The 25,329-nt window shown below is 58.3% G+C and carries 27 protein-coding genes; 17 read left to right on the top strand and 10 right to left on the bottom strand.

The window, feature by feature from the left end; all coding sequences use genetic code 11:
• Positions 1-133 precede the first annotated feature (133 nt).
• Positions 134-733, top strand: a complete 600-nt coding sequence (locus ACR0EN_RS14890; RefSeq protein WP_170395325.1) for a L,D-transpeptidase — start codon at positions 134-136, stop codon at positions 731-733.
• Between the two features lie 139 nt (positions 734-872).
• Positions 873-1,055: a hypothetical protein gene (locus ACR0EN_RS14885; RefSeq protein ID WP_010442520.1), complete on the top strand. Its 183-nt coding sequence runs from the start codon at positions 873-875 to the stop codon at positions 1,053-1,055.
• Positions 1,056-1,131: 76 nt separating this feature from the next.
• Here ACR0EN_RS14885 and hemH read toward each other — a convergent pair whose 3' ends face one another.
• Positions 1,132-2,181 carry a ferrochelatase gene (gene hemH, locus ACR0EN_RS14880; protein ID WP_170395328.1) on the bottom strand — a complete coding sequence of 350 codons (1,050 nt, stop codon included), beginning with the start codon at positions 2,179-2,181 and terminating at the stop codon, positions 1,132-1,134.
• A gap of 55 nt (positions 2,182-2,236) precedes the next feature.
• Complete coding sequence (locus tag ACR0EN_RS14875; RefSeq protein WP_480587492.1) at positions 2,237-3,067, bottom strand: methyltransferase domain-containing protein; 831 nt, start codon at positions 3,065-3,067, stop codon at positions 2,237-2,239.
• On the opposite strand from ACR0EN_RS14875, the gene ACR0EN_RS14870 reads away from it, so the two are divergent.
• From ACR0EN_RS14870 to ACR0EN_RS14850, 5 genes are read left to right on the top strand one after another with little or no spacing between them, the layout of a single operon-like run.
• Positions 3,048-3,812, top strand: coding sequence for a double zinc ribbon domain-containing protein (locus ACR0EN_RS14870; protein ID WP_480587489.1), 765 nt, complete (start codon positions 3,048-3,050; stop codon positions 3,810-3,812). The two genes, ACR0EN_RS14875 and ACR0EN_RS14870, sit on opposite strands and share 20 nt — an antisense overlap.
• A 37-nt stretch (positions 3,813-3,849) precedes the next feature.
• The gene (grxC, locus tag ACR0EN_RS14865; RefSeq protein WP_170395334.1) at positions 3,850-4,107 is read left to right on the top strand and encodes a glutaredoxin 3; all 258 of its coding nucleotides are present in this window, start codon (positions 3,850-3,852) and stop codon (positions 4,105-4,107) included.
• Positions 4,107-4,937: a carbon-nitrogen hydrolase family protein gene (locus ACR0EN_RS14860; protein ID WP_480587486.1), complete on the top strand. Its 831-nt coding sequence runs from the start codon at positions 4,107-4,109 to the stop codon at positions 4,935-4,937. Before grxC ends, ACR0EN_RS14860 begins: the two co-directional genes overlap by 1 nt.
• A 14-nt stretch (positions 4,938-4,951) precedes the next feature.
• The gene (locus ACR0EN_RS14855) at positions 4,952-5,392 is read left to right on the top strand and encodes a MarR family winged helix-turn-helix transcriptional regulator (protein ID WP_170395340.1); all 441 of its coding nucleotides are present in this window, start codon (positions 4,952-4,954) and stop codon (positions 5,390-5,392) included.
• A gap of 36 nt (positions 5,393-5,428) precedes the next feature.
• On the top strand, positions 5,429-5,767 hold the full coding sequence (locus ACR0EN_RS14850; RefSeq protein ID WP_170636520.1) for a hypothetical protein: 339 nt from the start codon (positions 5,429-5,431) through the stop codon (positions 5,765-5,767).
• 422 nt (positions 5,768-6,189) lie between these two features.
• On the opposite strand, the gene ubiG is transcribed toward ACR0EN_RS14850, so the two are convergent.
• Complete coding sequence (ubiG, locus tag ACR0EN_RS14845) at positions 6,190-6,936, bottom strand: bifunctional 2-polyprenyl-6-hydroxyphenol methylase/3-demethylubiquinol 3-O-methyltransferase UbiG (RefSeq protein WP_170515679.1); 747 nt, start codon at positions 6,934-6,936, stop codon at positions 6,190-6,192.
• Positions 6,937-6,984: 48 nt separating this feature from the next.
• Here ubiG and pip point away from each other — a divergent pair, with 48 nt between their 5' ends.
• The 6 genes from pip to infB all read left to right on the top strand — a co-directional run bounded on the left by pip (position 6,985) and on the right by infB (position 14,264).
• Positions 6,985-7,962 (top strand): prolyl aminopeptidase, encoded by a 978-nt coding sequence (gene pip / locus ACR0EN_RS14840; RefSeq protein ID WP_170515365.1) that lies wholly within the window; start codon positions 6,985-6,987, stop codon positions 7,960-7,962.
• Positions 7,959-8,771: an ABC transporter substrate-binding protein gene (locus ACR0EN_RS14835; RefSeq protein ID WP_480587483.1), complete on the top strand. Its 813-nt coding sequence runs from the start codon at positions 7,959-7,961 to the stop codon at positions 8,769-8,771. Before pip ends, ACR0EN_RS14835 begins: the two co-directional genes overlap by 4 nt.
• Before the next feature lie 160 nt (positions 8,772-8,931).
• Positions 8,932-9,522: a ribosome maturation factor RimP gene (rimP, locus tag ACR0EN_RS14830; protein WP_010442531.1), complete on the top strand. Its 591-nt coding sequence runs from the start codon at positions 8,932-8,934 to the stop codon at positions 9,520-9,522.
• A complete protein-coding gene (nusA, locus tag ACR0EN_RS14825) occupies positions 9,522-11,135 on the top strand; it encodes a transcription termination factor NusA (protein WP_170395353.1) in 1,614 nt (537 codons plus the stop codon). The genes rimP and nusA overlap by 1 nt, the downstream gene beginning before the upstream one ends.
• Positions 11,136-11,157: 22 nt before the next feature.
• Entirely contained in the window at positions 11,158-11,781 is a 624-nt protein-coding gene (locus ACR0EN_RS14820; RefSeq protein WP_170395356.1) for an RNA-binding protein, read from the top strand.
• Positions 11,782-11,789: 8 nt separating this feature from the next.
• Positions 11,790-14,264 (top strand): translation initiation factor IF-2, encoded by a 2,475-nt coding sequence (gene infB, locus ACR0EN_RS14815; RefSeq protein ID WP_170395359.1) that lies wholly within the window; start codon positions 11,790-11,792, stop codon positions 14,262-14,264.
• A 59-nt stretch (positions 14,265-14,323) separates the two neighbouring features.
• Here the strand turns inward: infB and ACR0EN_RS14810 are convergent, their stop codons facing one another.
• The 5 genes from ACR0EN_RS14810 to ACR0EN_RS14790 form a co-directional block, all read right to left on the bottom strand.
• On the bottom strand, positions 14,324-15,154 hold the full coding sequence (locus tag ACR0EN_RS14810) for an alpha/beta hydrolase (RefSeq protein WP_170408662.1): 831 nt from the start codon (positions 15,152-15,154) through the stop codon (positions 14,324-14,326).
• 3 nt (positions 15,155-15,157) lie between these two features.
• Positions 15,158-16,033, bottom strand: a complete 876-nt coding sequence (locus ACR0EN_RS14805) for a tryptophan 2,3-dioxygenase (RefSeq protein WP_170818507.1) — start codon at positions 16,031-16,033, stop codon at positions 15,158-15,160.
• Positions 16,034-16,096: 63 nt separating this feature from the next.
• Positions 16,097-17,125, bottom strand: coding sequence for an L-threonine 3-dehydrogenase (gene tdh / locus ACR0EN_RS14800; RefSeq protein WP_170396071.1), 1,029 nt, complete (start codon positions 17,123-17,125; stop codon positions 16,097-16,099).
• Between the two features lie 14 nt (positions 17,126-17,139).
• A complete protein-coding gene (locus ACR0EN_RS14795) occupies positions 17,140-18,324 on the bottom strand; it encodes a glycine C-acetyltransferase (protein WP_480587479.1) in 1,185 nt (394 codons plus the stop codon).
• A 109-nt stretch (positions 18,325-18,433) separates the two neighbouring features.
• Positions 18,434-18,997: a helix-turn-helix domain-containing protein gene (locus tag ACR0EN_RS14790; RefSeq protein ID WP_170395365.1), complete on the bottom strand. Its 564-nt coding sequence runs from the start codon at positions 18,995-18,997 to the stop codon at positions 18,434-18,436.
• A 112-nt stretch (positions 18,998-19,109) separates the two neighbouring features.
• On the opposite strand from ACR0EN_RS14790, the gene ACR0EN_RS14785 reads away from it, so the two are divergent.
• Entirely contained in the window at positions 19,110-20,285 is a 1,176-nt protein-coding gene (locus tag ACR0EN_RS14785; RefSeq protein ID WP_480587476.1) for an acetyl-CoA C-acyltransferase family protein, read from the top strand.
• A gap of 98 nt (positions 20,286-20,383) precedes the next feature.
• Here ACR0EN_RS14785 and ubiB read toward each other — a convergent pair whose 3' ends face one another.
• Both ubiB and ubiE read right to left on the bottom strand, forming a co-directional pair.
• Positions 20,384-21,913, bottom strand: coding sequence for a 2-polyprenylphenol 6-hydroxylase (gene ubiB / locus ACR0EN_RS14780; protein ID WP_480587473.1), 1,530 nt, complete (start codon positions 21,911-21,913; stop codon positions 20,384-20,386).
• Positions 21,914-22,666, bottom strand: a complete 753-nt coding sequence (gene ubiE / locus ACR0EN_RS14775) for a bifunctional demethylmenaquinone methyltransferase/2-methoxy-6-polyprenyl-1,4-benzoquinol methylase UbiE (protein WP_480587470.1) — start codon at positions 22,664-22,666, stop codon at positions 21,914-21,916.
• Between the two features lie 86 nt (positions 22,667-22,752).
• Between ubiE and mutM the strand changes: the two genes are divergently transcribed.
• The 3 genes from mutM (at position 22,753) to rpsT (ending at position 24,938) form a co-directional block, all read left to right on the top strand.
• A complete protein-coding gene (gene mutM, locus ACR0EN_RS14770; protein ID WP_480587467.1) occupies positions 22,753-23,604 on the top strand; it encodes a bifunctional DNA-formamidopyrimidine glycosylase/DNA-(apurinic or apyrimidinic site) lyase in 852 nt (283 codons plus the stop codon).
• A 66-nt stretch (positions 23,605-23,670) separates the two neighbouring features.
• Positions 23,671-24,447 (top strand): enoyl-CoA hydratase, encoded by a 777-nt coding sequence (locus tag ACR0EN_RS14765; RefSeq protein WP_480587464.1) that lies wholly within the window; start codon positions 23,671-23,673, stop codon positions 24,445-24,447.
• Between the two features lie 227 nt (positions 24,448-24,674).
• The gene (gene rpsT, locus ACR0EN_RS14760) at positions 24,675-24,938 is read left to right on the top strand and encodes a 30S ribosomal protein S20 (protein ID WP_010442545.1); all 264 of its coding nucleotides are present in this window, start codon (positions 24,675-24,677) and stop codon (positions 24,936-24,938) included.
• Positions 24,939-25,329: the final 391 nt, after the last annotated feature.

Below are 25,329 nucleotides of genomic sequence, written 5' to 3'. Positions count from 1 at the left end.
CTGCTTGACCGCCCGGAGCAAACCTACAATGCCCCAACCTTGCGTGATTCTGCCGGTTTGATTTGCGACTGAAGCATTCTGGCCATAAAATGCCTTAGATTTTGCATTTGCTGTTAGCAGAGGACCGATCTCCATGGTCAAGAAACATATTCTTACATCGACGCGCCGGGGATTCCTGGCCGGTGCAACCGCCAGCTTGGCCTCGCCTGCGTTGGCTCAGTATATTCCGGGCGACCCGCTACGCCCCGCCCCGGAACCGGAAGCTCCGGTACGCCGCAATGTGTCGGGATTCCGTGCGCTGGACTGGCAGCCCTATTTTTCGAACACTCGAAACGGTGCTATTCTGGTGGATACCGTATCCAGAGCGCTGCATTATTGGTCAGATGATCAATCCGTATACAAACTGTACCCCTCTTCGGTGCCTCTGACCGAGGAATTGACCCGTCGCGGACGCACCAGTGTCATTCGCAAGGTGGAAGGCCCAAGCTGGTCACCGACGCCATCGATGAAGAAGCGCAACCCTGAATGGCCGGATTATATTCCGCCGGGTCCTGATAACCCGCTGGGAACACACGCTTTATATCTGAGCTGGAAGTATTATCGCATCCATGGCACCCACGATACGCGTAAAATTGGACGCCGGTCGTCGAACGGGTGCATTGGCTTGTTCAACGATGACATCGCCGAACTGTTTTCTATGGCTAAGGTCGGCACGCAAGTGTTGCTAATTTGACGACATTTTCGCGCACGAACCCGCTTGCGGGACAAGTTGCAATTGCAATCCGCCTGCATTGCTGATTAGAAAAACTCACGAGGTAAGTCTTAGATGCGTGGTTTCGCTATTGGGAATCGCGCAAATTCTGGAGGTTAATATGAAGAAACTCGTTCTCGCTGCTGCTCTGACCGCTGCTGCTTCGACCGCATATGCTGGCAACCTGGAAGAGCCGGTTGTTGAAGCACCTGTTGTTGTCGAAGAGACCCAAGGTTCGTCGCAGGGCATCATCCTGCCGCTGATCCTGCTGGTTGTTGTTGCCGCAGCTGTTGCAGCAAGCTAAGTCGACGAGACTTTATGCACTTAAAAGGCGGTGGTGCAAACCACCGCCTTTTTTCGTGTCTGGTGAAAGCGCGCGATTAGTCTAACCAACCACGCAGATTGTCTTCGATCACTTTAATCAGCGCGGCGATATGCGAATCATCGTCGTTAAGGCAAGGGATATAGGTAAACGATTCACCACCTGCCTCTTCGAAGCTCTCTTTGATCTCTTCGTTGATCTCTTCCAGCGTCTCAATGCAATCGGCAGAGAAGGCAGGTGCGATGACGGCGATGTTCTTCTTACCCTGACGCGCCAGATCAGCCACGTGATCAACGGTGTAGGGCTTCAGCCATTCTTCCGGTCCAAAGCGCGATTGAAAGGTCGAGATCAGCTGATCATCCGTCCATCCCAGACGCTCTTTCAGTAGCCTTGATGTTTTCACGCATTGGCAGTGGTAGGGGTCCCCTTGCTGCAAATAACGCTGGGGCATCCCGTGATACGAGCAGACCAAGACATCCGGTTTTGTCTCCATATCTGCATAGGCGCGCTCGACAGAGCTCGCCAACGCATCGATATAGGCAGGTTCGTCGAAATAGGCCGGAACAGTTCGGCTGGCAGGCTGCCATGACTCTTTCATCAACGCGCGGAAGAACTGATCATTTGCTGTAGCAGTCGTGGCACCGGCGTATTGCGGGTAGAGCGGGAAGAACAGGATGCGATCACAGCCTTCTTCTACCATCTCCCGGACCTTCGACGGAGTTGAAGGATTGCCGTAGCGCATGCAAAAATCCAGCATCACCCGATCGCCATACCGCTGCTGCATCGCTGCGCGCAGCTTGGCAGTCTGATCTTTGGTGATCGTCATCAACGGGCTTTCGCCCTTATCGTGATTCCAGATTGACTTGTACGCCTCACCCGAACTGAAAGGCCGCTTGGTCAGAATGATGCTTTGCAGAATCGGCTGCCACTTCCACGCCGGGTAGTCGATCACGCGCTTGTCCGACAGGAACTCGTTCAGATACCGCCGCATAGGCCAATAACTGTAGTCATCTGGAGTTCCCAGATTAGCCAGCAGGATGCCGACGCGGCCCATCTTGACCTTGGGATGGTCTGCAGGGGCATGGGTTGGACGAGTGGCATCAAACATTGAAAGCTTCCTGATTTGTGGTGTCTGGCCTGAGATATAGGGAAAAGGCCGGTCGTCAATCGGGCAGTTTGCCCTCATCCGTACCTAGCGCATCAGCCAGCCGCATCTTGGCGGATCCCGGACGCAAAGGTTTGGGTTGGCTGTCATCGGGGGCCCAGCCCGTCAGACAGATCAGTTCAAAGGTTGCCGTCAGGCGGCCCTGTGGCGATGCGTAATGCCCGGCGTAGATGTCCTGCGCTTTGTCAAAAACAGCGCGTCGGGTCGGGTGTTTCAGGCGATCCGCCAAAGCGTTGGTTTCCCCCATCGCACGCAGATCACGCATCAGATGCACCAGATCGCGATATTCTGCGGACAGCGTCGCCTTGTCGGCGACCGGCAAAGCCAGCCCGGCCCGTTGTAGCAGCCCCCCCAGATCACGAAGCTCGGCCATAGGAGCAATACGGGGGCTGAGACCGCCAGTCACCTCGATCTCGGCTTGACCCAAGGCCGCGCGTAATTCCTTAAGGGTGTCGCCCCCTAAACATACCGCTAACAGCAATCCGTCGGATTTTAGGGCGCGATGGCATTGGATCAGTTGGCCGACCGGGTCGTTTGCCCAATGCAGTGCCATCGCATGAATCAAGAGATCATGCGCTCCTGGAGTTAGGTCGAGAACATCTTCATCCCTGATCACCCGGGCCTCGGGCCACAACCCATCCCAGATATGAGGGAAGGGGGTCACGACGGCGGGGGCCTGAAAGGTTTTGTTAACCATGGACAGACGATCCTGCACTTCGTCGACAGCGGCATGGTGCAGGAAAAGCGCGTCGTCCCGCACGCGGCTGCGGTGAAGCGCAAGGACGGCGCGGTCAAACAGAGAGGGTGTAGTGTCGGACGGAAGCTTCATAAGCCGCAAGTATCGCATTCGTCAGGGGATTCAAACCGCTGTCGAGATGATCTACCCACCGCGTTGCTTGTCCTGCGGAGCACTGACCGAATCCGATTTTGGCCTCTGCGGTGCATGCTGGCGCGACACGCCGTTCATCGGTGGCACCGTCTGCGAAAGCTGCGGCATGCCACTTCCCGGCGCGCAGGACGGGCACCGGATTGAATGTGATGATTGCCTCGGGGCACCGCGCGCGTGGCGGCATGGTCGGGCAGCGTTGCTGTATCAGGGGGGCGCGAAGGCACTTATACTTGCCTTTAAGCACGGGGATCGGCCTGAGCTGGCCCGCCCTGCCGCCCGCTGGATGGCCCAAGCCGGGCACGAGCTGTTGCGCTCGAACATGCTGATCGCACCGGTTCCGCTGCACTGGACCCGGCTGATCAAGCGTCGCTACAATCAATCGGCGCTGCTGGCGGGGCATCTGGGCCGGGAAGCGGAGTTGAGTGTCTGCCCCGATCTTCTGGTACGCACGGTACGCACCCCTGTTCTGGATGGAAAAACTGCGGTTGAGCGATCCCTTGCGTTGTCCAACGCCATATCCCTGCACCGAAAACGTGCTCCCATGATCAGAGGCCGGGATATTCTTCTGGTCGATGATGTTATGACCTCGGGTGCGACGTTGGACGCCTGCGCGCGTGTCTGTCGCGCGTCAGGGGCAAATCATATTTTCGTGTTGGTACTGGCGCGCGTTGCCAAGGATGCCTAATTCGCCCAAGAATGTGCGAAACCCAAAGGGACGGAATATGAAGCCGGTAGAAATCTACACCTCGCCGCTGTGCGGCTTTTGTCATGCGGCCAAGCGGTTGTTGAAACAGAAAGGCGTCGAATTCAAGGAAATCGACGTGCTGATGCATCCGAAACGCAAACCTGAAATGATCCAGCGCGCGGCAGGAAAACGCACTGTGCCGCAGATTTTTGTGGGTACCACCCATGTTGGTGGGTGCGACGATCTTTACGAGCTTGAACGTCAGGGCAAGCTGGATCGCCTGCTGGCGGCTTGATGAAAACCGCTTTGCTGCAGATCACCGCGTCGGATGATCCGACCGAGAATCTGGACATGGTGCGTACCATGATGGCCGATGCGGCTGCGCAAGGTGCGCAGTTCATTCTGACGCCTGAAGTCACGAATTGCGTCTCAACCAGCACCACTCGGCAGCGTGAGGTTTTGCAGCATGAAGAGGGCGATATCACTCTGGCGGGCCTTGGCGAACAGGCCGCCAATTTGGGTGTTTGGCTGCTGATCGGGTCACTAGCGATCAAAACACATGATGCCGATGGCCGATTTGCCAACCGTAGTTTCATGATCGACCCGCAGGGGCAGATCGTGGCGCGGTATGACAAGATTCACATGTTCGACGTGCAGGTCACGGAATCCGAGACCTTCCGCGAATCGAAGAACTACCGCCCCGGTCAAAAAGCGGTGATTGTCGACACCGATTTCGGTAAAGTCGGCCTGACCATCTGCTATGATATTCGATTTCCCTACCTGTATGCCGCTTTGGCGCAGGCAGGCGCGCGGATTCTCACTGTCCCGGCGGCGTTTTCGCCGGTCACCGGTGCGGCCCACTGGGAAGCGCTGCTGCGCGCGCGGGCCATTGAGACCGGCTGCTGGGTGCTGGCTCCGGCACAAACGGGTGAGCACCCTAAAACTCGCGGCAAGACGCGATATACACACGGCCACAGTATGATTGTCGCCCCGTGGGGAGAGGTGCTGATCGACGCAGGCACCGATCCGGGCATTCACTTTTTTGATTTGGATGATAGGTCTGTTACAGAGGCGCGAAGACGCGTGCCTTCACTAACACATGTCCGCTCCTTTGACGGACCCTGATCCAGAACCGGACCATGACTGACGAAAAAAATGCCCTGGCGGTCACGCTGTTCAGCGAGATCCTGACCGCCGATCAGCTATTGCGCAACCGGCTGAGCCGGGTGCTGCCCAAAGGCATGGAAATCTCGCATTTCTCGGTGCTGAACCATCTGGTGTTTGTCGGCGACGAGCGCACCCCCGCGCAATTGGCCAACACCTTCCACGTGACCCGAGGCGCAATGACCAACACTTTGGCCAAGCTAGAATGGGCCGGTTATATCCACATCCGCCCCGACTGGGACGACGCCCGCCGCAAGATGGTCGCCATCAGCCCCGCAGGCCGACGCGCACGCGATCAGGCGATTTCCTCGATTGCCCCGCTGATCAACCGCGTGGTCGGAGAGCTGGGGCTGGAGCGGGTGCGCAGCACGCTGCCCGTGCTACGGGATTTGCGGTTGCAGTTGGAGGGGGAGTAGGGGCTTTACGCCAACTGCGCCAAAGGATCGTAAAAGATGACGGATGAAATTTGGGTTTCAGACATTACCGTCGGGATGGACCTGCAGAGGCCATTCCGGGCGCTTGTCCCCGATGATTTTCCTGAAGAACCAAGTGAACGCTTCAATGCCTTCAGGTGGCAACCCGGATCAGGTTATCATGCGAATCTGTATCGTTGGCAGCGCCATGGGGAGCCGCTGGAGCAGCAGGATATCTTGCCGGATTTCTTTCAAGAGGTTGCTCCTGAAGATCATGATTTTGAGCCTCACTACGGGAAGTATTCTCCTGTAATCACTTTGTTTGGAATTCTGGCGATCCGATCAGATGTGGCTGATATCCTCAAAAATCTCGAATAAGGGCAAGGGGGGCTTTATCCCGTCAACCTGTTCGAAAGAGACAAGATCACACCGATTGAGCAGGACTACTCGATCCTGTGGATCGCAAACAAATCCGGCACGCTGAACATTGCTGAGTCAAAAAGTCTTCGACGAGCCCGACCCGACCGGGATGACCTTTTTCGGCTTCCTGAATGGAAGGATGCCAAGCCCGGGGACGTTGTCTGCAATGCAGATGCGGCGTCCGGGATAGACATTTGGCGCGACCCGGGCGTACCACATCGCGTTTTTCTAAATGGGCGTCTCAAACACTCGTTGGACGAAGCTGGTTTTGCCTCAGCGTTCTACCTTCACCGTTTAGCCGTAAAATAATAAAGCGTAGGATGGGTTTTAACCCATCGCTTAAGATCGAAAACGCTTGCAAGATGGGTTGAAAACCCATCCTACCTAGGCTTCACACTCGCCGTCACGTAATTCACGCTCAAATCCCGGTCCGAGATCGACCAGCTCCACAGGATCGGGTTGAAGACGAACCCCTTGCGGTCCACCGGTTCCAGCCCGGCCTGGCGCAGCAGGTCGAACAGCTCATCCGGGGTGATGAATTTGTCCCACTCGTGCGTGCCGCGCGGCAGCCAACGCATGACGACCTCGGCCCCGATGATGGCCATCGCGTAGGATTTTGGGTTGCGATTGATGGTTGAGCAGATCAGTAACCCGCCCGGTTTCAGCAATTGCTGCGATGCGGTCAGGAAACCCAACGGATCAGCGACGTGTTCGACCACTTCCATATTCAGCACCACATCGAACTGTTCGCCTGCGGCGGCCATGTCTTCGGCGGTAGTGTGGCGGTAGTCGATCTGCAGCCCCGATTGCTCGGCATGGATGCGAGCGACCGGCAGGTTGCCTTCGGCGGCGTCGGCGCCCACGACCGTGGCGCCCAAACGCGCCATCGGTTCGCTCAATAACCCGCCGCCGCAGCCGATATCCAGCAGGCGCAAGCCTTCGAAGGGACGTGGAGCTTTCAGATCACGGTCGAACTCGCCTGCGATCTGCTGTGTGATATAATCCAGGCGACACGGATTCAGCATGTGCAGAGGTTTGAATTTCCCATGCGGGTCCCACCATTCTGCGGCCATCGCCTCGAATTTTGCGATCTCTGACGGGTCAACCGTGTTCGGATGCGCTTGCATTCCTGTCTCCGTGTGCTCTTTTACGCTTAAGGACTATATAGGGCCGTAATGGATAAGTACCCGGACCAAAAGCGCGCAGTTCAATATCTTTACCCGCCGATCGATCCGTTCGATCAGCGCGTGGTCGATATGGGTGATGGGCACCGTATTTATGTGGAACAATGCGGTAATCCCAATGGGATACCAGTGGTGATCCTGCATGGCGGGCCGGGCGGCGGCTGCAGCCCGGCGATGCGACGGTATTTCAACCCGGATGCCTATCGGGTGATTCTCTTTGATCAACGCGGATGTGGCCGGTCGCGGCCAACCGCGTCGGTCGAAAACAACACGACATGGCATCTGGTGGCAGATATCGAGCGTCTGCGCAAATTGTTCGACATCGAAGATTGGATCGTCTTTGGCGGCAGCTGGGGCGCGACACTGGCGTTGATCTATGCCCAAACACATCCAGATCGGGTAAATCGGCTGGTATTGCGCGGCGTGTTTCTGGCCACACAGGCCGAGCTGGACTGGTTTTATGGCGGTGGTGCGGGCAAATTCTGGCCTGAACAATGGGCCAAGTTCACCTCTCTCTTGCCCGAACATGAAGTAAATGACGCAATTGCGGCCTACAACAAGCGCCTGTTTTCGGGCGACCGCGCGACCGAGATCCTCTATGCCCGCGCGTGGTCGCATTGGGAAAACGCCTTGGCTTCGATCCACACCAACGGGTCGGTCGGGGAAAGCCCCGGCGAATACGCGCGAACTTTTGCGCGGCTTGAGAATCACTATTTCACGAACAAGGCGTTTCTTGAGTATGACGGGCAAATTCTGGATCAGATGGATCGGATTGCCCATATTCCCGGTCATATCGTTCAGGGACGCTATGACATGATCTGCCCACCGCAGGCTGCATGGAACCTGTCCGAGCGCTGGCCCAATGCCGAACTGAAGATGGTGCGGCAAGCCGGTCACGCCCTGTCAGAACCGGGCATCAGCGCGGAACTGGTTCGGATCATGGATCGCGTGTCGGAGGAAACGGTATGACTCGCATCGACCGTCGCGCATTATTTGCCTCGGGCGCCGCCGCCGCTTTGCTGGCGGCGACAGGAGCGTCTCTGGCCGATACGCCGAAACAGGGTGGTACCTTGCGGCTGGCGGTGCCACGCGACAATAGTTTGGAACAGGTGGCGCGAGGGGCTGTCTTTGACAGCCTGACCGAGATCGCGCCCGATGGTACCCTGCGCGGAGAGCTGGCTACAAATTGGCAGACCGATGCTGATGCGCGGGTCTGGAACTTTGATCTGCGCGACGATGCTGTGTTCCACGATGGCACCAAGCTGGACGTGAACGATGTTTTAGCTGTTCTGGAAGATATTGGTCAGGCCGAGGCCATTGCACCTGCTCGTGTGCAGCTGCAATTGGCCGAGGCCAACCCGGGACTACCATTCTTGCTGGCTGGGTCACGGTTTGTCATTGCGCGAGGGGGCGTGACGCCACTGGCTCAGGCCAACGGCACAGGATGCTACCGGGTTGAGCGGGCCGAGGATGAACGTCATTTCCGCGCACGCAGGGTGTCCAATCACTACAAAAGCGGAACGGCAGGATGGGTTGATACGCTTGAGATTATCGTGATCCCGGACGCCGGGGTGCGGGCCGAAGCATTGCGCGATGGATATGTAGATATCGCAGCGCTCCCGGCTGGTGAGGAGCTGACCGCGCAACGCGGGCTGCGATTTCATCCGTCTGAGGCCGAGATGGCGTTGGCAATGGCCTCTCATGTCGGTATGCCGCGCCAGATCAGCCGGGCTGCGCTGGATGATGGGCGCATCGCCGAACGGTGGTGGCTGGCGTAAATTTGATCACGATTTGCGCCGGGGGTTGCAGACTCAGGAACTCCTGCGTATATGCAGTTGCAACAGCGGCGCGTCGGACTTCTAGTCCGGGGCTCCACCGGAAAATTCGACGGGCCGCGCGCCCGTTTTTTTGTGCCCGATAGCAGGGTAGAGAACCTGAATGACAAACGACCTGATAGCCAAAGCTGCCATCGACCGGCGACTGGCCGAGATCATCACCCCTGTAATCGAGGATCTGGGGTATGAGCTTGTCCGCATTCGGCTGATGAGCGGCAAGACCACCACGATGCAGATCATGGCAGACAAGCCCGATGGCGGCATCGAAGTGGATGACTGCGCCGAGATTTCCAATGCGGTCAGCGCCACGCTGGACGTCGAAGACCCCATTTTGGACGCCTACACGCTTGAAGTTTCCAGCCCTGGAATTGACCGTCCTCTGACCCGTCTCAAAGATTTTGAGACGTTCGAAGGGTATGAGGCCAAGATCGAAACCGCAGAACTGATCGACGGTCGCCGCCGCTTCAAGGGCGAATTGGCCGGGATCGAAGGGGATGAGGTTCTGATCAACATTCCCGAGGGGGATGAGACGATCACCATTGGTCTGCAATTCGACTGGCTCAGCGACGCCAAGCTGGTCCTGACCGATGATCTAATCAAGGAAATGCTGCGCCAGCGCAAAGACGCCGGTGCCCTGAACGAAAACGCTTTCGACGAGATTGAGACCGAAGGGTCCGAAGAGGAGACGAACTGATGGCAATCACCTCAGCCAACCAGCTGGAGCTGCTGCAGACCGCCGAGGCCGTGGCCCGCGAAAAGATGATCGACCCCGGTCTGGTTGTCGAAGCGATGGAAGAATCGCTCGCCCGTGCCGCCAAGAGCCGTTACGGCGCCGAGATGGACATCCGCGTCAGCATCGACCGCAAGACCGGCAAGGCGACCTTTACCCGTGTCCGCACCGTGGTCGAGGATGAAGAGCTTGAGAACTATCAGGCCGAGATGACCGTCGAGCAGGCGCGCCAGTACATGGAATCGCCCGAGGTTGGTGACGTCTTCGTTGAAGAAGTCCCGCCCGTGGAAATGGGCCGGATTGCAGCTCAGTCCGCCAAGCAGGTCATCCTGCAGAAGGTTCGCGAAGCCGAGCGTGATCGTCAGTACGAAGAATTCAAGGATCGTGCCGGCACCATCATCAACGGTGCGGTCAAGCGTGAAGAGTTCGGCAATGTGATCGTCGATCTGGGCGGTGCCGAGGCCGTTCTGCGCCGCAATGACAAGATCGGTCGCGAAAGCTATCGCCCGAACGACCGTGTGCGCGCCTATATCAAAGAGGTTCGCCGCGAGGTTCGTGGCCACCAGATATTCCTGTCGCGCACTGCGCCGGAATTCATGGCCGAGCTGTTCAAGATGGAAGTGCCGGAAATCTATGACGGCATCATCGAGGTTAAGGCCGTGGCCCGTGACCCCGGCTCGCGCGCCAAGATCGCTGTGATCTCGTATGACGGCTCGATCGATCCCGTCGGGGCCTGCGTAGGTATGCGCGGCAGCCGTGTGCAGGCCGTTGTGAACGAACTGCAGGGTGAGAAAATCGACATCATCCCGTGGAACGAAGATCAGCCGACTTTCCTGGTGAACGCGCTGCAGCCCGCTGAGGTTTCCAAGGTGGTTCTGGACGAAGAAGCCGGCAAGATCGAAGTTGTGGTTCCCGAGGAGCAACTGAGCCTCGCCATTGGCCGTCGTGGTCAGAACGTGCGTCTGGCCAGCCAGCTGACCAATCTGGACATCGACATCATGACCGAAGCCGAAGAATCGGCGCGCCGTCAGAAAGAATTCGAGGCTCGTACCCAGTTGTTCATGGAAACGCTGGATCTGGACGAATTCTTCGCTCAGCTGCTGGTTTCTGAAGGCTTCACCAACCTCGAAGAAGTGGCATACGTTGAAATCGACGAACTGCTGGTCATCGACGGTGTGGATGAAGGTACCGCGCAAGAACTTCAGACACGTGCACGCGAATTCCTGGAAGCTCAGGCCAAGGCGGCGCTGGATGCAGCCCGTGCGCTGGGTGCCGAGGACAGTCTTATTGAATTCGAGGGCCTGACACCCCAGATGGTAGAGGCGCTGGCCAAGGATGATGTGAAGACTCTGGAAGACTTCGCAACCTGCGCCGACTGGGAACTGGCCGGTGGCTGGACCACGGTCGATGGCGAACGCATCAAGGATGATGGTGTACTGGAGCCCTTCGGCGTGACGCTGGAAGAAGCGCAGGATCTGGTCATGACCGCGCGCATCATGCTGGGCTGGGTTGATCCGGCCGAGCTGGAGCAGGCCGAAGAAGACGGCGAAGCAACCGATGAGGAGGTCGAGGCCTGATCTCAGGCCTCGGGTGGCTGACATGGGTCGCGGTGGCGTCCATAAGGATCGGTCGGAAGGCCCTGAACGCAAGTGCATCGCCACGGGCGAGGTTCAGCCCAAATATGGCTTGATCCGCTTTGTGACGGGGCCGGATGGTCAGGTCTTTCCCGATGTCGCGGCGAAATTGCCGGGGCGTGGGGTTTACGTGGCGGCGGATCGTGCGGCGCTGGACAAGGCGGTGAACAAGAAACTGTTCTCGCGCGGGTTTAAGGCACAGGTGAGTGCCGCCAAGGACCTGACCGATGAGGTCGAGAAACAGGTGGCGCGTCGTGTGATCGAGCTGATCAGTCTGGCGCGCAAGTCCGGTGACGCGGTCGCCGGGTATGAAAAGGTCAAGTCGTGGCTGGACCGGGAAGAGGCCCAGGTGCTGATTCAGGCCTCAGATGGATCGGGGCGCGGCAAGTCGAAACTCAGCACGCCGCACTTCGGGAAATACATCGGCTGGCTGACCGCAGACGAGCTTGGGGCGGCATTTGGGCGCCAAACCGTGATTCATGCGGCCTTGGCCTCTGGCGGACTCGCCAAACGTGTTGTAGAGGAAGCGCAGCGCCTGCGTGGCTTGCGCGAAAAGGATGACGGCGGCAAGGGCCGCTCGGAAGGGTAAGAAGCTTTATGAGCGATAGTGACGGCAAAAAGACATTGGGTCTTCGTGGCGGGGCACGCCCCGGAAATGTGAAACAGAGTTTCAGCCACGGACGCACCAAGAATGTCGTGGTGGAGACCAAACGCAAACGCGTGGTCGTACCCAAGCCGGGCGCGACCAAACCAAGTGGTGGTGCGACACCTTCGGGTGATCCTTCGCGTCGCCCAGCGGGTATTTCCGATGCGGAAATGGCGCGTCGTATGAAGGCGTTGCAAGCCGCCAAAGCGCGCGAGGCTGAAGAGGCCGCTGCCCGTGAGGCGCAGGAAAAGGCGCGCGAAGAAGAACGCGCACGCCGCCGGGCCGAACAAGAGGCCAAGGAACGCGAGCAGCGTGAAGCTGAAGAGCGTGCCCGTGCCAAGGCCGAAGAGGAAGAACGCAAGCGTAAAGAGGCCGAGGAAGCAGCCCAGCGTGCTGCCGCAGCCCCGGCACCCGCCGAGCCCAAGGCCGCACGCAGCCCATCCAGCAAGCCTGCACCTGCTGCGGCACCGCGCAAGCAGGATCGCGAGCGTGAGCAGCGTGGCCGTGGCAAGGGCCGTGACGACAACCGCCGCTCGGGCAAGCTGACACTGGGTCAGGCCACTGGCGGCGAAGGCAATCGCCAACGCTCGATGGCCGCGATGAAACGCAAGCAAGAGCGGGCGCGCCAGAAGGCCATGGGCGGCACGGTCGAGCGGGAAAAGGTGATCCGCGACGTTCAGCTGCCCGAGGCGATCATGGTCTCGGAATTGGCCAACCGTATGGCCGAGCGTGTCGCTGACGTTGTCAAATCGCTGATGCAGATGGGCATGATGGTCACGCAGAACCAGACCATCGACGCTGACACCGCTGAACTGATCATCGAAGAATTTGGCCACAAGGTCACGCGTGTCTCTGATTCGGATGTTGAAGACGTCATCAAAGAGGTCGAAGACAGCGATGACGATCTGCAGCCCCGTCCGCCGGTCATCACCATCATGGGTCACGTTGACCACGGCAAAACCTCGTTGCTGGATGCGATCCGCGACGCGCGTGTTGTTGCCGGCGAAGCTGGTGGCATCACCCAGCATATCGGCGCCTATCAGGTGAAAACCGATGGTGGCACCACGCTGACCTTCCTGGATACACCGGGACACGCGGCCTTTACCTCGATGCGCTCGCGCGGGGCTCAGGTCACGGATATCGTGGTTCTTGTTGTTGCCGCCGACGACGCGGTGATGCCGCAGACGATCGAGGCGATCAACCACGCCAAAGCGGCCGAAGTGCCAATGATCGTGGCGATCAACAAGATCGACAAGCCCGACGCGAACCCCGACAAAGTCCGCACTGACTTGTTGCAGCACGAAGTGATCGTCGAAAAGATGTCGGGTGAGGTTCAGGACGTTGAGGTCTCGGCCATGACTGGCCAGGGTCTGGACGAATTGCTGGAAGCCATTGCGCTGCAGGCCGAGATTCTGGAACTGAAAGCCAACCCAGATCGCGCCGCCCAAGGTGCCGTGATCGAGGCGCAGCTGGATGTGGGCCGTGGCCCCGTCGCCACCGTTCTGGTTCAGAACGGCACGCTGCGTCAGGGCGATATCTTCGTTGTGGGTGAGCAGTACGGTAAGGTCCGTGCGCTGATCAACGACAAGGGCGACCGCGTCAAAGAAGCAGGTCCTTCGGTTCCGGTTGAGGTTCTGGGGCTCAACGGCACGCCCGAAGCAGGTGACGTTCTGAACGTGACCGAGACCGAAGCGCAGGCCCGTGAGATCGCTGCTTATCGTGAGCAAGCCGCCAAGGACAAACGCGCCGCCGCCGGTGCCGCGACCACCCTTGAACAGCTGATGCAGAAGGCGAAGGAAGACGAAAACGTCACCGAGCTGCCTATTCTGATGAAAGCGGATGTGCAGGGCTCTGCCGAAGCCATCGTTCAGGCGATGGAGAAGATCGGCAATGACGAAGTGCGCGTACGTGTTCTACACTCGGGCGTTGGTGCGATCACCGAGACGGATGTCGGCCTGGCCGAAGCCTCCGGCGCTCCGATCTTTGGTTTCAATGTCCGTGCCAACGCATCGGCGCGGAATACCGCGAACCAGAAGGGCGTCGAGATCCGGTATTACTCGGTGATCTACGATCTGGTGGATGACGTGAAAGCGGCCGCATCTGGCCTGCTGAGCGCCGAGATTCGCGAAAAATTCATCGGTTACGCCGAGATCAAAGAGGTCTTCAAGGTCACCGGCGTCGGCAAGGTTGCTGGCTGCCTGGTCACCGAAGGTGTTGCCCGCCGCTCGGCTGGTGTCCGCCTGCTGCGCGACAACGTGGTGATCCACGAAGGCACGCTGAAGACCCTCAAGCGTTTCAAGGATGAAGTGGCCGAAGTTCAATCGGGTCAGGAATGCGGTATGGCGTTCGAGAACTACGACGATATCCGCGCAGGCGACGTGATCGAAATCTTCGAGCGCGAAGAGGTCACGCGCACGCTGGACTGATCCGGATCTAGAAAGAAACTTGAAGCAGCGGCCCCACGAGGCCGCTGTTTTCATTTAGGTTAGTCCGTGCGCGACGACAGAAACGTGCCCGACGGCATGATGATGTCAAAATGATGCTTGCCCTTCTGCAGATCGAAACTGACCGAATGTCCGGCCTTGCGCAGTAGTTCAGCATAGTCACGGCTTTGGCGGATAAACTCGGGCGTATCCCGCTCGGCGACGGTTACCCTGTAACGGGGTCCTGGCGCGGGCAGGTTGAGGCAGGGTGAGAAATCGTGAATCTCGACCTTGGTCAGTTGCAGCGGATCATTCACCGAGGTCAGGCTGATCGGAACAAGGTCATAGATCCCGCTAATCAGGATCACATTGCGCACCCGCAGGCCAGCCTGCGCAAATGCCTTCGAAGACGTCGCCATCACCATCGCGACCAGATGGGCACCTGCACTGTGACCCGATAGCGTGATGTTTGATGGATCAAAACCCAGTGTTTCGGCCTGTGACGCAAGCCACAACAAGGCGGTACGGCATTCTTCGACCATCTGCCCCAATCTGGCATCGGGGGCGAGCGTATAATTCAGCGTGGCAAAGGCTTGCCCGTTCTCATGCAATACCGGTGCCATAGGGGCCGACTCACGCTGGCTAAGCGCCTGCCAATAGCCACCATGAATAAAGACATGCAAAGGCGCGTTGGCGCCAGGTGCGGGGAAGAAATCTAGAACTTGCGTCGGGCTGTCGCCATAGGAACGGTTTTCCTGCATCCTAATTTCAGACCGTGCCTGTGTGCTGAGGGCAGAATAGCTGGCTAGATATGGCGTCAGATCACCGCCAATCATTGAGCTAGGGGAATACTCCTGCTCAAGCTCTTCTTGGGTGAATCCGCGATACAGCATGGCCTATTCCCCAGTATACATCAGTTCGGTTCGCACGTCGTAGAGGTCGTGGAAAAACCGCAACTCCAGCGCTTTGCGCAGGAAGGCCACGCCGCTAGATCCACCCGTTCCGGGCTGCATTCCGATCACGCGCTCAACCGCGGTTGCATGATCGAATCGCCACCTCTGGAACAGAGATTCCACATCCATCAGTTTTTCGGCCAGCGCGTAAAGATCCCAGTATTGCTCCGTGTTGCGGAACACTTCGACCCAGATTTTGACGATACGCGGATCGCCGGAGTAGGGCTTTGCGTAATCCCGCTCGATCAGATCATGCGGCACGTCAAACCCTTGCCGGGCCAGCATCCGCAGCACTTCGTCATAGAGCGAGGGTTTGGTAAGAGTCGCGTTCAGCATCTCCATCACTTCTGGGTCATGCGCATGCACTTTCAGGGTCGCGGGATCTTTGTTGCCCAGAATGAACTCGATTTGGCGATAGCCATAGCTTTGAAAGCCTGACGAACTGCCTAATGCGTCCCGAAACGTCATGTAGTCCGCGGGAGTCATAGTCAGTAGCGTCTCCCACGCGGCGATCAACTGCCGTTGGATCGCCTTGATCCGGTCGAGGTTCTTCATCGCGGGACCGAAATCGTCCTGCTGCAAGAACCGGCGGACTTCGACAAGTTGATGGTGCATCAGTTTCAGCCACAGTTCGCTGACCTGATGAATGATGATGAACAACATCTCATCAGGTTGGGCCGGGTCCTGAAAGGTCTTTTGCAGGTTCAGCAGAGTCTTAAGTTGCAGAAAATCCCCATAGCTTTTGCGGTGAGTTTCTGTGAAATCGGTGACCAGAGACTCTTCGATTCCCCGTTCTGTATACCTGTCTTTGTCGCCCATGTGCTCCTCCAGACGCGCGGGTTTATCCCTGTTTAGGGACAAAACCCGCACGGTTCCAGAGCGTTAGGTCCAGTCCAGAACCACCTTGCCTGATTGACCGGATTTCATGGCCTTGAATCCCTGGGCAAAGTCATCGACCGCGAACTGGTGGGTGATTACGCGGCTGACATCCAGCCCGTTCTGCAACATGGCGATCATCTTGTACCAGGTCTCGAACATCTCGCGCCCATAGACACCCTTGATGGTGATAGCTTTGAACACGATGCGCGACCAGTCCACCGGAGATTTTCCGGGCGGAATCCCCAACAGCGCGATCTTGCCCCCCATAACCAGCGCTTCGACCATCTGGTCCAGCGCGGCTTGCGAGCCCGACATTTCAAGCCCGACATCAAAGCCCTGAGTCATGCCCAGTTCCGCGATGACATCCTGCAGATCCTCTTTGGACACATCAACGGTGCGTACCGTAGGTACCACGTGTTCGGCCAGTTTCAGGCGGTCGGGGTTGATATCGGTGATCACTACATGCCGGGCACCGGCATGACGGGCAACGGCGGCGGCCATGATGCCGATAGGGCCTGCGCCAGTAATCAATACGTCCTCGCCCAGCAGATCGAAGCTGAGTGCAGTGTGCACGGCATTGCCCAGCGGGTCGAGGATCGCCCCGATCTCATCCGGTACGTCGTCAGGCAGGGGCACCACGTTAAAGGCAGGCAGTTTCAGGTATTGCGCAAAGGCACCCTGTTCATTCACACCGATACCGCGCGTGCCGGGATCAAGGTGGAACTTGCCCGCACGGCTCTGGCGGCTGTCAGGGGTGATCAGATGGCCCTCGCCTGAACAGCGTTGGCCGACCGTCATCCCTGTCACGTTGCGACCCAATTCAACAATTTCACCCGCGAACTCGTGGCCGGTGATCATCGGGATCGGCACGGTGGCCGCAGCCCATTCATCCCAGTTCCAGATATGAATATCCGTGCCGCAAATCCCGGTCTTGTTGATGCGGATAAGAACCTCGTCTGGGCCGATCTCGGGTACCGGGGCCTGCACCATCCACAGACCTTCCTGGGGCTTGGATTTCTCAAGGGCTTTCATCGTGTTGGGCCGCATCAGATTATCCCCAATTCTTTGCCGACCCTGCCAAATGCCGCGAGCGCCCGGTCTAATTCGTCGCGTGTTAGAGCCGCATTCATCTGCGTTCTGATTCGGGCCTGACCACGCGGCACGACAGGGAAGAAAAAGCCCGAAACATAGACGCCTTCTTCAAACAATCGCGATGCCATATCCTGCGCCAGGGTCGCTTCACCCAGCATGACCGGGATGATCGGGTGTTCGCCCGGAAGTAGGTCGAAGCCCAGATTCTCTAACCCGGCGCGCCAGTACTTGGCATTGCCGCATAATTGGGCGCGCAGCATGTCACCTTCTTCAACCAGACGGATTGCCTCAAGCCCTGCGGCAACGATGGATGGCGGCAACGAGTTTGAGAACAGATAGGGCCGCGCCCGCTGCCGCAGCAGGTCGATCACTGGCTGCGGCCCGGCGATATAACCGCCGATTGCCCCCCCAAGTGCCTTGCCCAGAGTTCCCGTCAGAATATCCACGTCGACACCGAAGTGGTCCGGCGTGCCCGCTCCGTTTGGCCCCATAAAGCCGGTGGCGTGGCAGTCATCGACCATCACGATGGCGTCGTATTTGTCGGCCAGCTCGCGAATCTTCGGCAGATTGGCCAGATAGCCGTCCATTGAGAACACACCATCGGTTGCGATCATGATATGCCGCGCCCCGTCCTCGCGTGCTTGTTTCAGCCACGCTTCGAGGTCATTCATGTCGTTGTTCATGTAGCGATAGCGTTTTGCCTTACACAGCCGTACCCCGTCGATAATCGAGGCATGATTTAGACCGTCAGAGATAATGGCGTCTTCGGGCCCTAACAAAGGCTCAAACAACCCGCCATTGGCGTCGAAGCAGGCAGCGAACAGAATTGAATCGTCCTTGTTCAGGAACTTTGCCAGCTTCTGCTCAAGTTCACGATGGATGTCCTGCGTACCGCAGATGAACCGGACCGAGGCCATGCCGAACCCCTTGGGCTCCATTGCGCCTTTGGCGGCGTTGATCAGCGCAGGGTGATCGGCCAAACCCAGATAGTTGTTGGCGCACAGGTTGATCACCTGCTTGTCCCCCACTGTAATCTCACCGCCCTGAGGCGAGGTGATCATTCGTTCGCGCTTGTACAGACCCTCTGCCTCAATCTGCGCGAGTGTATCCGAAATATGGGACAGGAATGCATCAGCCATGGCGACCTCCGTTAATCTGAGTCGCACGTCTAACATAGCGGATGAAATTCCCAAATAGGAGAATTACAGTATTTGGGAAAAATATCCGTGAAGGCGGAATCTTGCCCGTTCAGGCGTTTTTTACGATCAGGAAAACGCGGGCCGGGTTTTCAGCGCTTATCGAATGCGTAATATCGGCGGCATACCGGGCGGTATCCCCTTGTTTCAGATCGCTGGATGCCGTTCCCGAAGTGACACGGACGGCGCCTTCCAGCACAGTCAGTTGCTCCCGTGCGCCGCGCGCATGAGGTTGGCTGTTCAGGCTCCCATTGGCCTGAAACTGAATATCATAGACCTCGTGTCCTCCGGCCTCTTCGGGGGGAGAGAGGATGCGAATCCGGCATTTCTCGCCCATATTGTCGATACTGGGCACTTCTGCTTGACGCAGCACTTCGATCTGGTCGGTCGTTTTGGCGTCTTCCAAAAGTCCGGCGAAATCCACCTGCAGAGCGCGTGTCAGGTTCCACAGAGTCGAAATTGTGGGGCTGCTTTCGCCACGCTCGATCTGGCTGACCATGGAACGCGAGACGCCGCTGAGGTTGGCGACCGCCTCAAGCGACAGGCCTTTGGCGCGGCGCGCCTCTTTCAATCGGGCGGGCAGGCGCGTCAGAATATCGTCTGTGTTTTCCGTCATGACGGAATCCATGGGTGTTGCGCAACGTAATGTCAATTCCGGCGTGACAGTGAGTCTAATATGAAGATCATGCTGCAGGTGCATAATACGCGCGAGACTTGGAGGAGAAAACATGACGGACATAGTAATACTGGACGGTGCGCGCACAGCCATCGGGACCTTTGGCGGTGCGTTGGCCTCGACCGCTCCGATCGATCTGGCGACCGTGGCGACCGAGGCGGCAATGGAGCGTTCGGGCGTTGAAGGCGCGCAGATTGATCATGTTGTCTTTGGTCATGTGATCAACACCGAACCGCGCGACATGTATCTGTCGCGAGTCGCCGCAATGCAGGCGGGTATTCCGAACGGGACTCCGGCGATGAACGTGAACCGGCTGTGCGGTTCGGGGGCGCAGGCAGTAGTGTCGGCGGTGCAGGCGCTGATGCTAGGCGATGCCGAGTTTGCCGTGGCGGGCGGTGCCGAAAGCATGTCGCGCAGCCCTTATGTCATACCGCAGGCCCGTTGGGGGGCGAAGATGGGCGATGTCAAATCGCTCGACATGATGCTGGGCGCGTTGAACTGCCCATTCGGCACCGGGCATATGGGGGTGACTGCCGAGAATGTGGCGGATGAACACCAGATCAGCCGCGAACAGATGGACGCGTTTGCGCTGACCAGCCAGACCCGTGCGGCTGCGGCGATTGAGGCCGGGTATTTCGACAGCCAGATCGCGCCGGTGCAGGTCAAGGTCAAGCGCGAGATGGTCGACTTCAAGGTCGATGAACATCCCAAGGCCACCACTGCCGAGGCGCTGGCCGGATTGCGCCCGGTATTCCAGAAAGATGGGCGGGTGACGGCGGGCAACGCCTCGGGCATCAATGACGGCGCGGCGGCGATGGTGTTGGCGACAGCGGATGCTGCAGAAAAGGCGGGCTTGAAACCCAAAGCGCGCGTGATTGGCTATGCCCATGCCGGCGTGCGACCCGAGGTGATGGGCATCGGCCCGGTTCCCGCAGTGCAGAACCTGTTCGCAAAGACGGGTTTGTCTGCGGATGATTTCGACGTGATCGAAAGCAACGAGGCCTTTGCGGCGCAAGCTCTGGCCGTCAATCAGGAATTGGGTCTGGACGCTGCAAAGGTGAATCCGAACGGTGGGGCTATTGCGCTGGGCCATCCGGTGGGCGCCACAGGGGCTATTATCACGCTTAAAGCGTTGTATGAGTTGGAGCGTATTGGCGGATCGAAAGGTCTGATCACCATGTGCATCGGCGGAGGGCAGGGGATTGCCCTCGCCATCGAGCGGCTCTGAGTTGGGTCGGGGCAAGGGGGGCTGTCTGCCCCCCAATCGCGCCGGGGCGCGATTCCCCCCCGAAGGTATTTTTGGCCAGATGAAGCGGTCGGGTTGGTTTAGCTGAGTGCGAAGATCACCAGCGTCGCGGCTATGCCTGCGGCCGCGCCGATCGCTGCTGGCAGAAGGTTCGCGATCAAACCCGGGGTCTTTGGGTCGTCTTTTTGAGTCTGGGCAATCAGGGCATTTTCCACCAGACCGGGCAAGCGGGGGCCGAAACGGGCAAGCACCAGGGCGGTTTTGCCGAAATCGCGCAGGGCGGCGCGGGGGCCGATGGATTGTTTGATGTAATCCTCGACCACCGGTCGGGCGACCTCCCAGATGTTCATGTGATCATCAAGCGAGCGGGCGACGCCTTCGACCACCACCATGGTGCGTTGCAGCAGGATCAGCTCGGTGCGGGTTTCCATGCCAAAGCGTTCAGTGACTTCGAACAGGTAGCTTAGCAGCCGACCCATCGAGATATGGGTGGCGTCCATGCCGAAGATCGGCTCACCTACCGCGCGCAAGGCGCGGGCGAATTCGTCGACGTCCTGATTGGCAGGCACATAGCCTGCTTCGAAATGGACTTCGGCCACGCGTTTATAGTCGCGGCGGATGAAACCAAAGAGAATCTCGGCATAGACCCGGCGAGTATATTCATCGATATGACCCATGATGCCGTAGTCATAGGCGATAATGTCACCGTTCGCAGCGACCTTGAGGTTGCCTTGGTGCATGTCGGCGTGAAAATAGCCGTCGCGTAGCGCGTGCAATAGGAACAGGCGGAGCACGCGCTCAGCCAGATCGCGGCGATTATGTCCGGCAGCGTCCAGCGCGTTGTTATCTCCCAAGGGAATGCCATCAGCCCAGCTGAGCGTCATGACGCGGCGTGCGGATAGCGACCAGACCACCGGAGGCAACCAGAATCCGGCATCATCCTTGGTATTGGCAGCGTATTCCGAGGAGGCGGCACTTTCCAGACGCAGGTCCAACTCGCCGCGTACTACGCCGTCGAAATGCTCGATCACTTCCATCGGGCGTAGGCGGCGCGCTCCGGGGGCGCAAAGTTGCACCATACGCGCGGCGAAATAGAACGCGTCTACATCCTTGCGGAAGGCGCGCTCGATACCCGGTCTCAGGACTTTGACAGCAACGTCTTCGCCTGTGCTGGTCAGTTTGGCCTTGTGAACCTGAGCAATCGAGGCAGCGGCGATGGGTTCACTGAACTCGCTGAATATCTCTGACGTCGGTTGGCCTAACTCTTTCTCGACCTCTGCCATTGCTTCAGCTTTGGAAAAGGGCGGCAGCTTGTCTTGCAGAACACGCAGTTGCTCGGCCAGTTCATTTCCCACCACATCGGGGCGGGTCGAAAGTACCTGCCCGAATTTGATGTAAGCCGGACCCAATGCGGTCAGGGCACGGGTGGCGGGCGGCATCTCGGGGTCGCCCTTGTAGCCCAGCCATTGGAACGGTTTGCCAAGGGTATGCGCCAGAATACGTACGGCACGCGGTGCCTCGAATGCATCCAATACGACGTTCATGGCACCGGTACGTTCCAGCGTGGCGCCCGTCCGGACCAGGCGAATGATGTTGTGAGGGCCGCGCATCTAGATCTTCCAGCCAGAATGCAGTGCGGCAATGCCCATGCTCAGGTTGCGGTATTTGGCGTTTTCGAACCCGGCGGTGCAGACCATGTTCAGGAATGTCTCCTGATCTGGGAACTTGCGGATTGATTCCACAAGGTACTGATAGCTGTCGTAGTCGTTGGCGATCAGCTTGCCCATACGCGGGATGACATTGAAACTGTAGAGGTCGTAAAGCTTCTGCAGCCCGTCATTGGGTAACTGGCTGAACTCAAGCACCATAAGACGCCCACCGGGCTTCAGAACGCGATAGGCCTCGTTAAGCGCCTCTCGCGGGCGGGTGACGTTCCGGATGCCGAAGGAGATGGTGTAGACGTCGAAGGTGTTATCCTCGAAGGGCAGCGCCATCGCATCGCCCACCACCCAATTCAGGCTGTCGGACATCTGGTCGGCCTCCGCGCGCTGGCGGCCTTCGACCAGCATCGGCTCGGTCAGGTCCAGCACGGTAGCATGGCCGTGGCCTGCGCGCTTCAGAAAGCGGAACGAGATATCGCCGGTGCCGCCCGCCACATCCAGAAGCCGCTGACCGGCGCGCGGGGCAAGCCAGTCCATCATCGCGTCTTTCCAGACCCGGTGGATGCCCATCGACATCACGTCGTTCATCACGTCGTATTTCGAGGCGACCGAATTGAACACGCCCTGTACGCGGCCGGCTTTTTCAGCCTCGCGCACGGTTTCGAACCCGAAATGGGTGGTCTTGTCGTTGGTGTCGGACATTTGCCTTGCCGTTTGTCGAATTTCGCCTCTGTTATAGGGCGATAAGAGGCGGGCACAATGCGGCCCTTTGGAATAGGAGCCCTGTAATGCCCGAATTGCCCGAGGTCGAGACAGTAAGACGCGGCCTGAGCCCCGCAATGGAGGGCGCAGTGATCGAAAGGGCGGACGTGAATCGCCCCGATTTGCGTTGGCCTTTCCCGGCTCGGATGGCCGAGCGACTGACGGGGCAACGGGTGGATCGGCTGCGGCGACGGTCGAAGTACATTCTGGCGGATCTCAGCAGTGCCGAGACGTTGTTGATCCATCTGGGCATGTCGGGGCGGATGACGGTCTCTGGCGATCCGCTCGGACAGTATGCGCATGAGCATCCGATGGCGCAGAAACATGATCACGTGGTGTTTCATATGGCTAATGGCGCACGCATCACCTTCAACGATCCGCGCCGGTTCGGGGCAATGGACCTGCTGCCGTCGGCAACGGCGGAGCAGCACAAGCTGCTATCGGTTCTGGGTCCTGAACCGTTGGGTAATGATTTTCACGAACAGCACCTGATAGACGCCTTCAAAGGCAAGAACAGCCCGGTCAAATCAGCGTTGTTGGATCAGGGAATCGTTGCTGGTTTGGGTAATATTTACGTCTGCGAAGCGCTTTATCGCGGCAAGGTGTCGCCACGTCGCAAAGCCGGACAGATTTCTGCGCCACGCGTTGCGGCCCTTGTGCCGATCATCAGAAAAGTGTTGCAGGACGCGATTGAAGCGGGGGGGTCATCGCTGCGCGATTTCCGCCAAGCCGATGGAGAACTTGGATATTTTCAGCACAGCTTTGACGTCTACGGCCGCGAAGGAGAGCCTTGTCGAACCGAGGGTTGTGGCGCTGAAATCAAGAGAATCACCCAGTCCGGTCGCTCATCCTTCTATTGCGCGCAATGCCAAAGATAACTTGATCCAGCGAAATCGCGTGATAAGGAATCGTACCTGAACGGAACAACCGGAAGCTTACACCTCATGGCTTTTGAGACGATCATCGTCGAAATCGAAGACCACGTCGCCCTTATCAAGCTCAACCGCCCCGATGCGATGAACGCGCTGAACACCCAGTTGCTGGGTGAGCTGTGCGAGGCGCTCGAAGATGCAGATAGCAATGACAAAGTGCGCTGCATCGTCATCACCGGCTCGGACAAGGCCTTTGCCGCCGGTGCGGACATTAAGGAAATGTCCGAAATGAGCTTTGTCGATGTGTTCGACGTTAATCTGTTTGCAGACGCCAACGATAGGGTTACCGCGATCCGTAAACCTATCATCGCCGCCGTTGCCGGTTACGCGCTGGGCGGTGGGTGTGAACTGGCGATGCTGTGCGATTTCATCATCGCTGCCGACACCGCCAAGTTCGGCCAGCCCGAGATCAATCTGGGCGTCATCGCTGGGCTTGGTGGCAGTCAGCGTCTGACCCGCTTCGTTGGTAAGTCCAAATCGATGGACATGAACCTGACAGGCCGCTTCATGGACGCTGAAGAGGCCGAGCGCGCCGGATTGGTCAGTCGTGTCGTGCCCGCCAAAAAGCTGATCGAAGAGGCAACCGGTGCGGCGCAGAAGATTGCAGAGAAATCGCAGATCACGGCCATCGCGGCCAAAGAGGCTGTGAACCGCAGCTATGAGCTACCGCTGAGCGAAGGCATGCTGTTTGAGCGTCGGGTGTTCCATTCGATGTTCGCGACAGAGGACCAGAAAGAAGGCATGGCCGCGTTTCTGGAAAAACGTGCGGCTCAGTTCCGCGACAAGTGATCATAATCGTCGCTTAGTGATATTAGGCGGGCAGACCCCGCCTTTTTCCCTCATCACATACTGGAAGAATCAGCTTGGCAAACCTGCCAAACTTGGTTAGAGACCGCCGTCATACATGCGCGTGCGGCCCGCTTGGCCCGACTCACACTCGTGATTTCTGATCCGGTGCGGATATGTCCGTGGCGCGCAACCCAAGATAACCGTACCGAACAAAAGGTCAGAGACACATGGCAAATTCGCCCCAGGCAAAGAAACGCGCCCGTCAGAACGAAAAGCGCTTCGCCGTCAACAAAGCGCGTCGTTCGCGCATCCGTACCCACCTGCGCAAGGTTGAAGAAGCGATCGCATCCGGCGACAAGGACGCAGCTACCGCAGCCCTGCGCGCCGCTCAGCCTGAGTTGATGCGTGGCGTCACCAAAGGCGTCTTCCACAAGAACACCGCAGCCCGCAAAATGTCGCGCCTGTCGGCGCGCGTCAAAGCGCTGGGCTGATTCTTTGGGAAAACGCGTCAAGCGTTGATTTGCGAAAAAGGCGTCGCTGATTGCGACGCCTTTTTCATTGTTGCCGGAAAGCCGCGTCTTCACGAAGCCGAGAGATTCTTTCGCCCAGAACCCCGAGTCAATATCAGAGTTTCGTTGCTCGGACCCTTGGGCTCTTGCTACGACTTAATCAGCGATTCACTCGCTTGGGGGGACAGGCTGTTCCAAGGATCTGACCGACGGGCATCGGAAAGATTTAGGAACGAATGTTCGAAAGCTGGCTTCGGTCAGTTGGACGATCTGCTCTGGGTCTCGGGTTAGCCGAAGATCCTGGCCCTGTCGATAGATTGGAATATCATGCGCATCCCGGATTCCGGGTGTGCCCCCATTTTGGGGCCGTGCT

It is taken from the genome of Ruegeria sp. AB7 (assembly GCF_056542625.1).
This window is presented reverse-complemented; position numbering and strand designations above follow the sequence as displayed.

Bases quoted from the DNA above. Each gene is read 5' to 3' on its own strand.
- ACR0EN_RS14890 (WP_170395325.1), top strand. From the start codon at position 134: ATGGTCAAGAAACATATTCTTACATCGACGCGCCGGGGATTCCTGGCC.
- ACR0EN_RS14885 (WP_010442520.1), top strand. From the start codon at position 873: ATGAAGAAACTCGTTCTCGCTGCTGCTCTGACCGCTGCTGCTTCGACC.
- hemH (WP_170395328.1), bottom strand. From the start codon at position 2,181: ATGTTTGATGCCACTCGTCCAACCCATGCCCCTGCAGACCATCCCAAG.
- ACR0EN_RS14875 (WP_480587492.1), bottom strand. From the start codon at position 3,067: ATGAAGCTTCCGTCCGACACTACACCCTCTCTGTTTGACCGCGCCGTC.
- grxC (WP_170395334.1), top strand. From the start codon at position 3,850: ATGAAGCCGGTAGAAATCTACACCTCGCCGCTGTGCGGCTTTTGTCAT.
- ACR0EN_RS14860 (WP_480587486.1), top strand. From the start codon at position 4,107: ATGAAAACCGCTTTGCTGCAGATCACCGCGTCGGATGATCCGACCGAG.
- ACR0EN_RS14855 (WP_170395340.1), top strand. From the start codon at position 4,952: ATGACTGACGAAAAAAATGCCCTGGCGGTCACGCTGTTCAGCGAGATC.
- ACR0EN_RS14850 (WP_170636520.1), top strand. From the start codon at position 5,429: ATGACGGATGAAATTTGGGTTTCAGACATTACCGTCGGGATGGACCTG.
- ubiG (WP_170515679.1), bottom strand. From the start codon at position 6,936: ATGCAAGCGCATCCGAACACGGTTGACCCGTCAGAGATCGCAAAATTC.
- pip (WP_170515365.1), top strand. From the start codon at position 6,985: ATGGATAAGTACCCGGACCAAAAGCGCGCAGTTCAATATCTTTACCCG.
- ACR0EN_RS14835 (WP_480587483.1), top strand. From the start codon at position 7,959: ATGACTCGCATCGACCGTCGCGCATTATTTGCCTCGGGCGCCGCCGCC.
- rimP (WP_010442531.1), top strand. From the start codon at position 8,932: ATGACAAACGACCTGATAGCCAAAGCTGCCATCGACCGGCGACTGGCC.
- nusA (WP_170395353.1), top strand. From the start codon at position 9,522: ATGGCAATCACCTCAGCCAACCAGCTGGAGCTGCTGCAGACCGCCGAG.
- ACR0EN_RS14820 (WP_170395356.1), top strand. From the start codon at position 11,158: ATGGGTCGCGGTGGCGTCCATAAGGATCGGTCGGAAGGCCCTGAACGC.
- infB (WP_170395359.1), top strand. From the start codon at position 11,790: ATGAGCGATAGTGACGGCAAAAAGACATTGGGTCTTCGTGGCGGGGCA.
- ACR0EN_RS14810 (WP_170408662.1), bottom strand. From the start codon at position 15,154: ATGCTGTATCGCGGATTCACCCAAGAAGAGCTTGAGCAGGAGTATTCC.
- ACR0EN_RS14805 (WP_170818507.1), bottom strand. From the start codon at position 16,033: ATGGGCGACAAAGACAGGTATACAGAACGGGGAATCGAAGAGTCTCTG.
- tdh (WP_170396071.1), bottom strand. From the start codon at position 17,125: ATGAAAGCCCTTGAGAAATCCAAGCCCCAGGAAGGTCTGTGGATGGTG.
- ACR0EN_RS14795 (WP_480587479.1), bottom strand. From the start codon at position 18,324: ATGGCTGATGCATTCCTGTCCCATATTTCGGATACACTCGCGCAGATT.
- ACR0EN_RS14790 (WP_170395365.1), bottom strand. From the start codon at position 18,997: ATGACGGAAAACACAGACGATATTCTGACGCGCCTGCCCGCCCGATTG.
- ACR0EN_RS14785 (WP_480587476.1), top strand. From the start codon at position 19,110: ATGACGGACATAGTAATACTGGACGGTGCGCGCACAGCCATCGGGACC.
- ubiB (WP_480587473.1), bottom strand. From the start codon at position 21,913: ATGCGCGGCCCTCACAACATCATTCGCCTGGTCCGGACGGGCGCCACG.
- ubiE (WP_480587470.1), bottom strand. From the start codon at position 22,666: ATGTCCGACACCAACGACAAGACCACCCATTTCGGGTTCGAAACCGTG.
- mutM (WP_480587467.1), top strand. From the start codon at position 22,753: ATGCCCGAATTGCCCGAGGTCGAGACAGTAAGACGCGGCCTGAGCCCC.
- ACR0EN_RS14765 (WP_480587464.1), top strand. From the start codon at position 23,671: ATGGCTTTTGAGACGATCATCGTCGAAATCGAAGACCACGTCGCCCTT.
- rpsT (WP_010442545.1), top strand. From the start codon at position 24,675: ATGGCAAATTCGCCCCAGGCAAAGAAACGCGCCCGTCAGAACGAAAAG.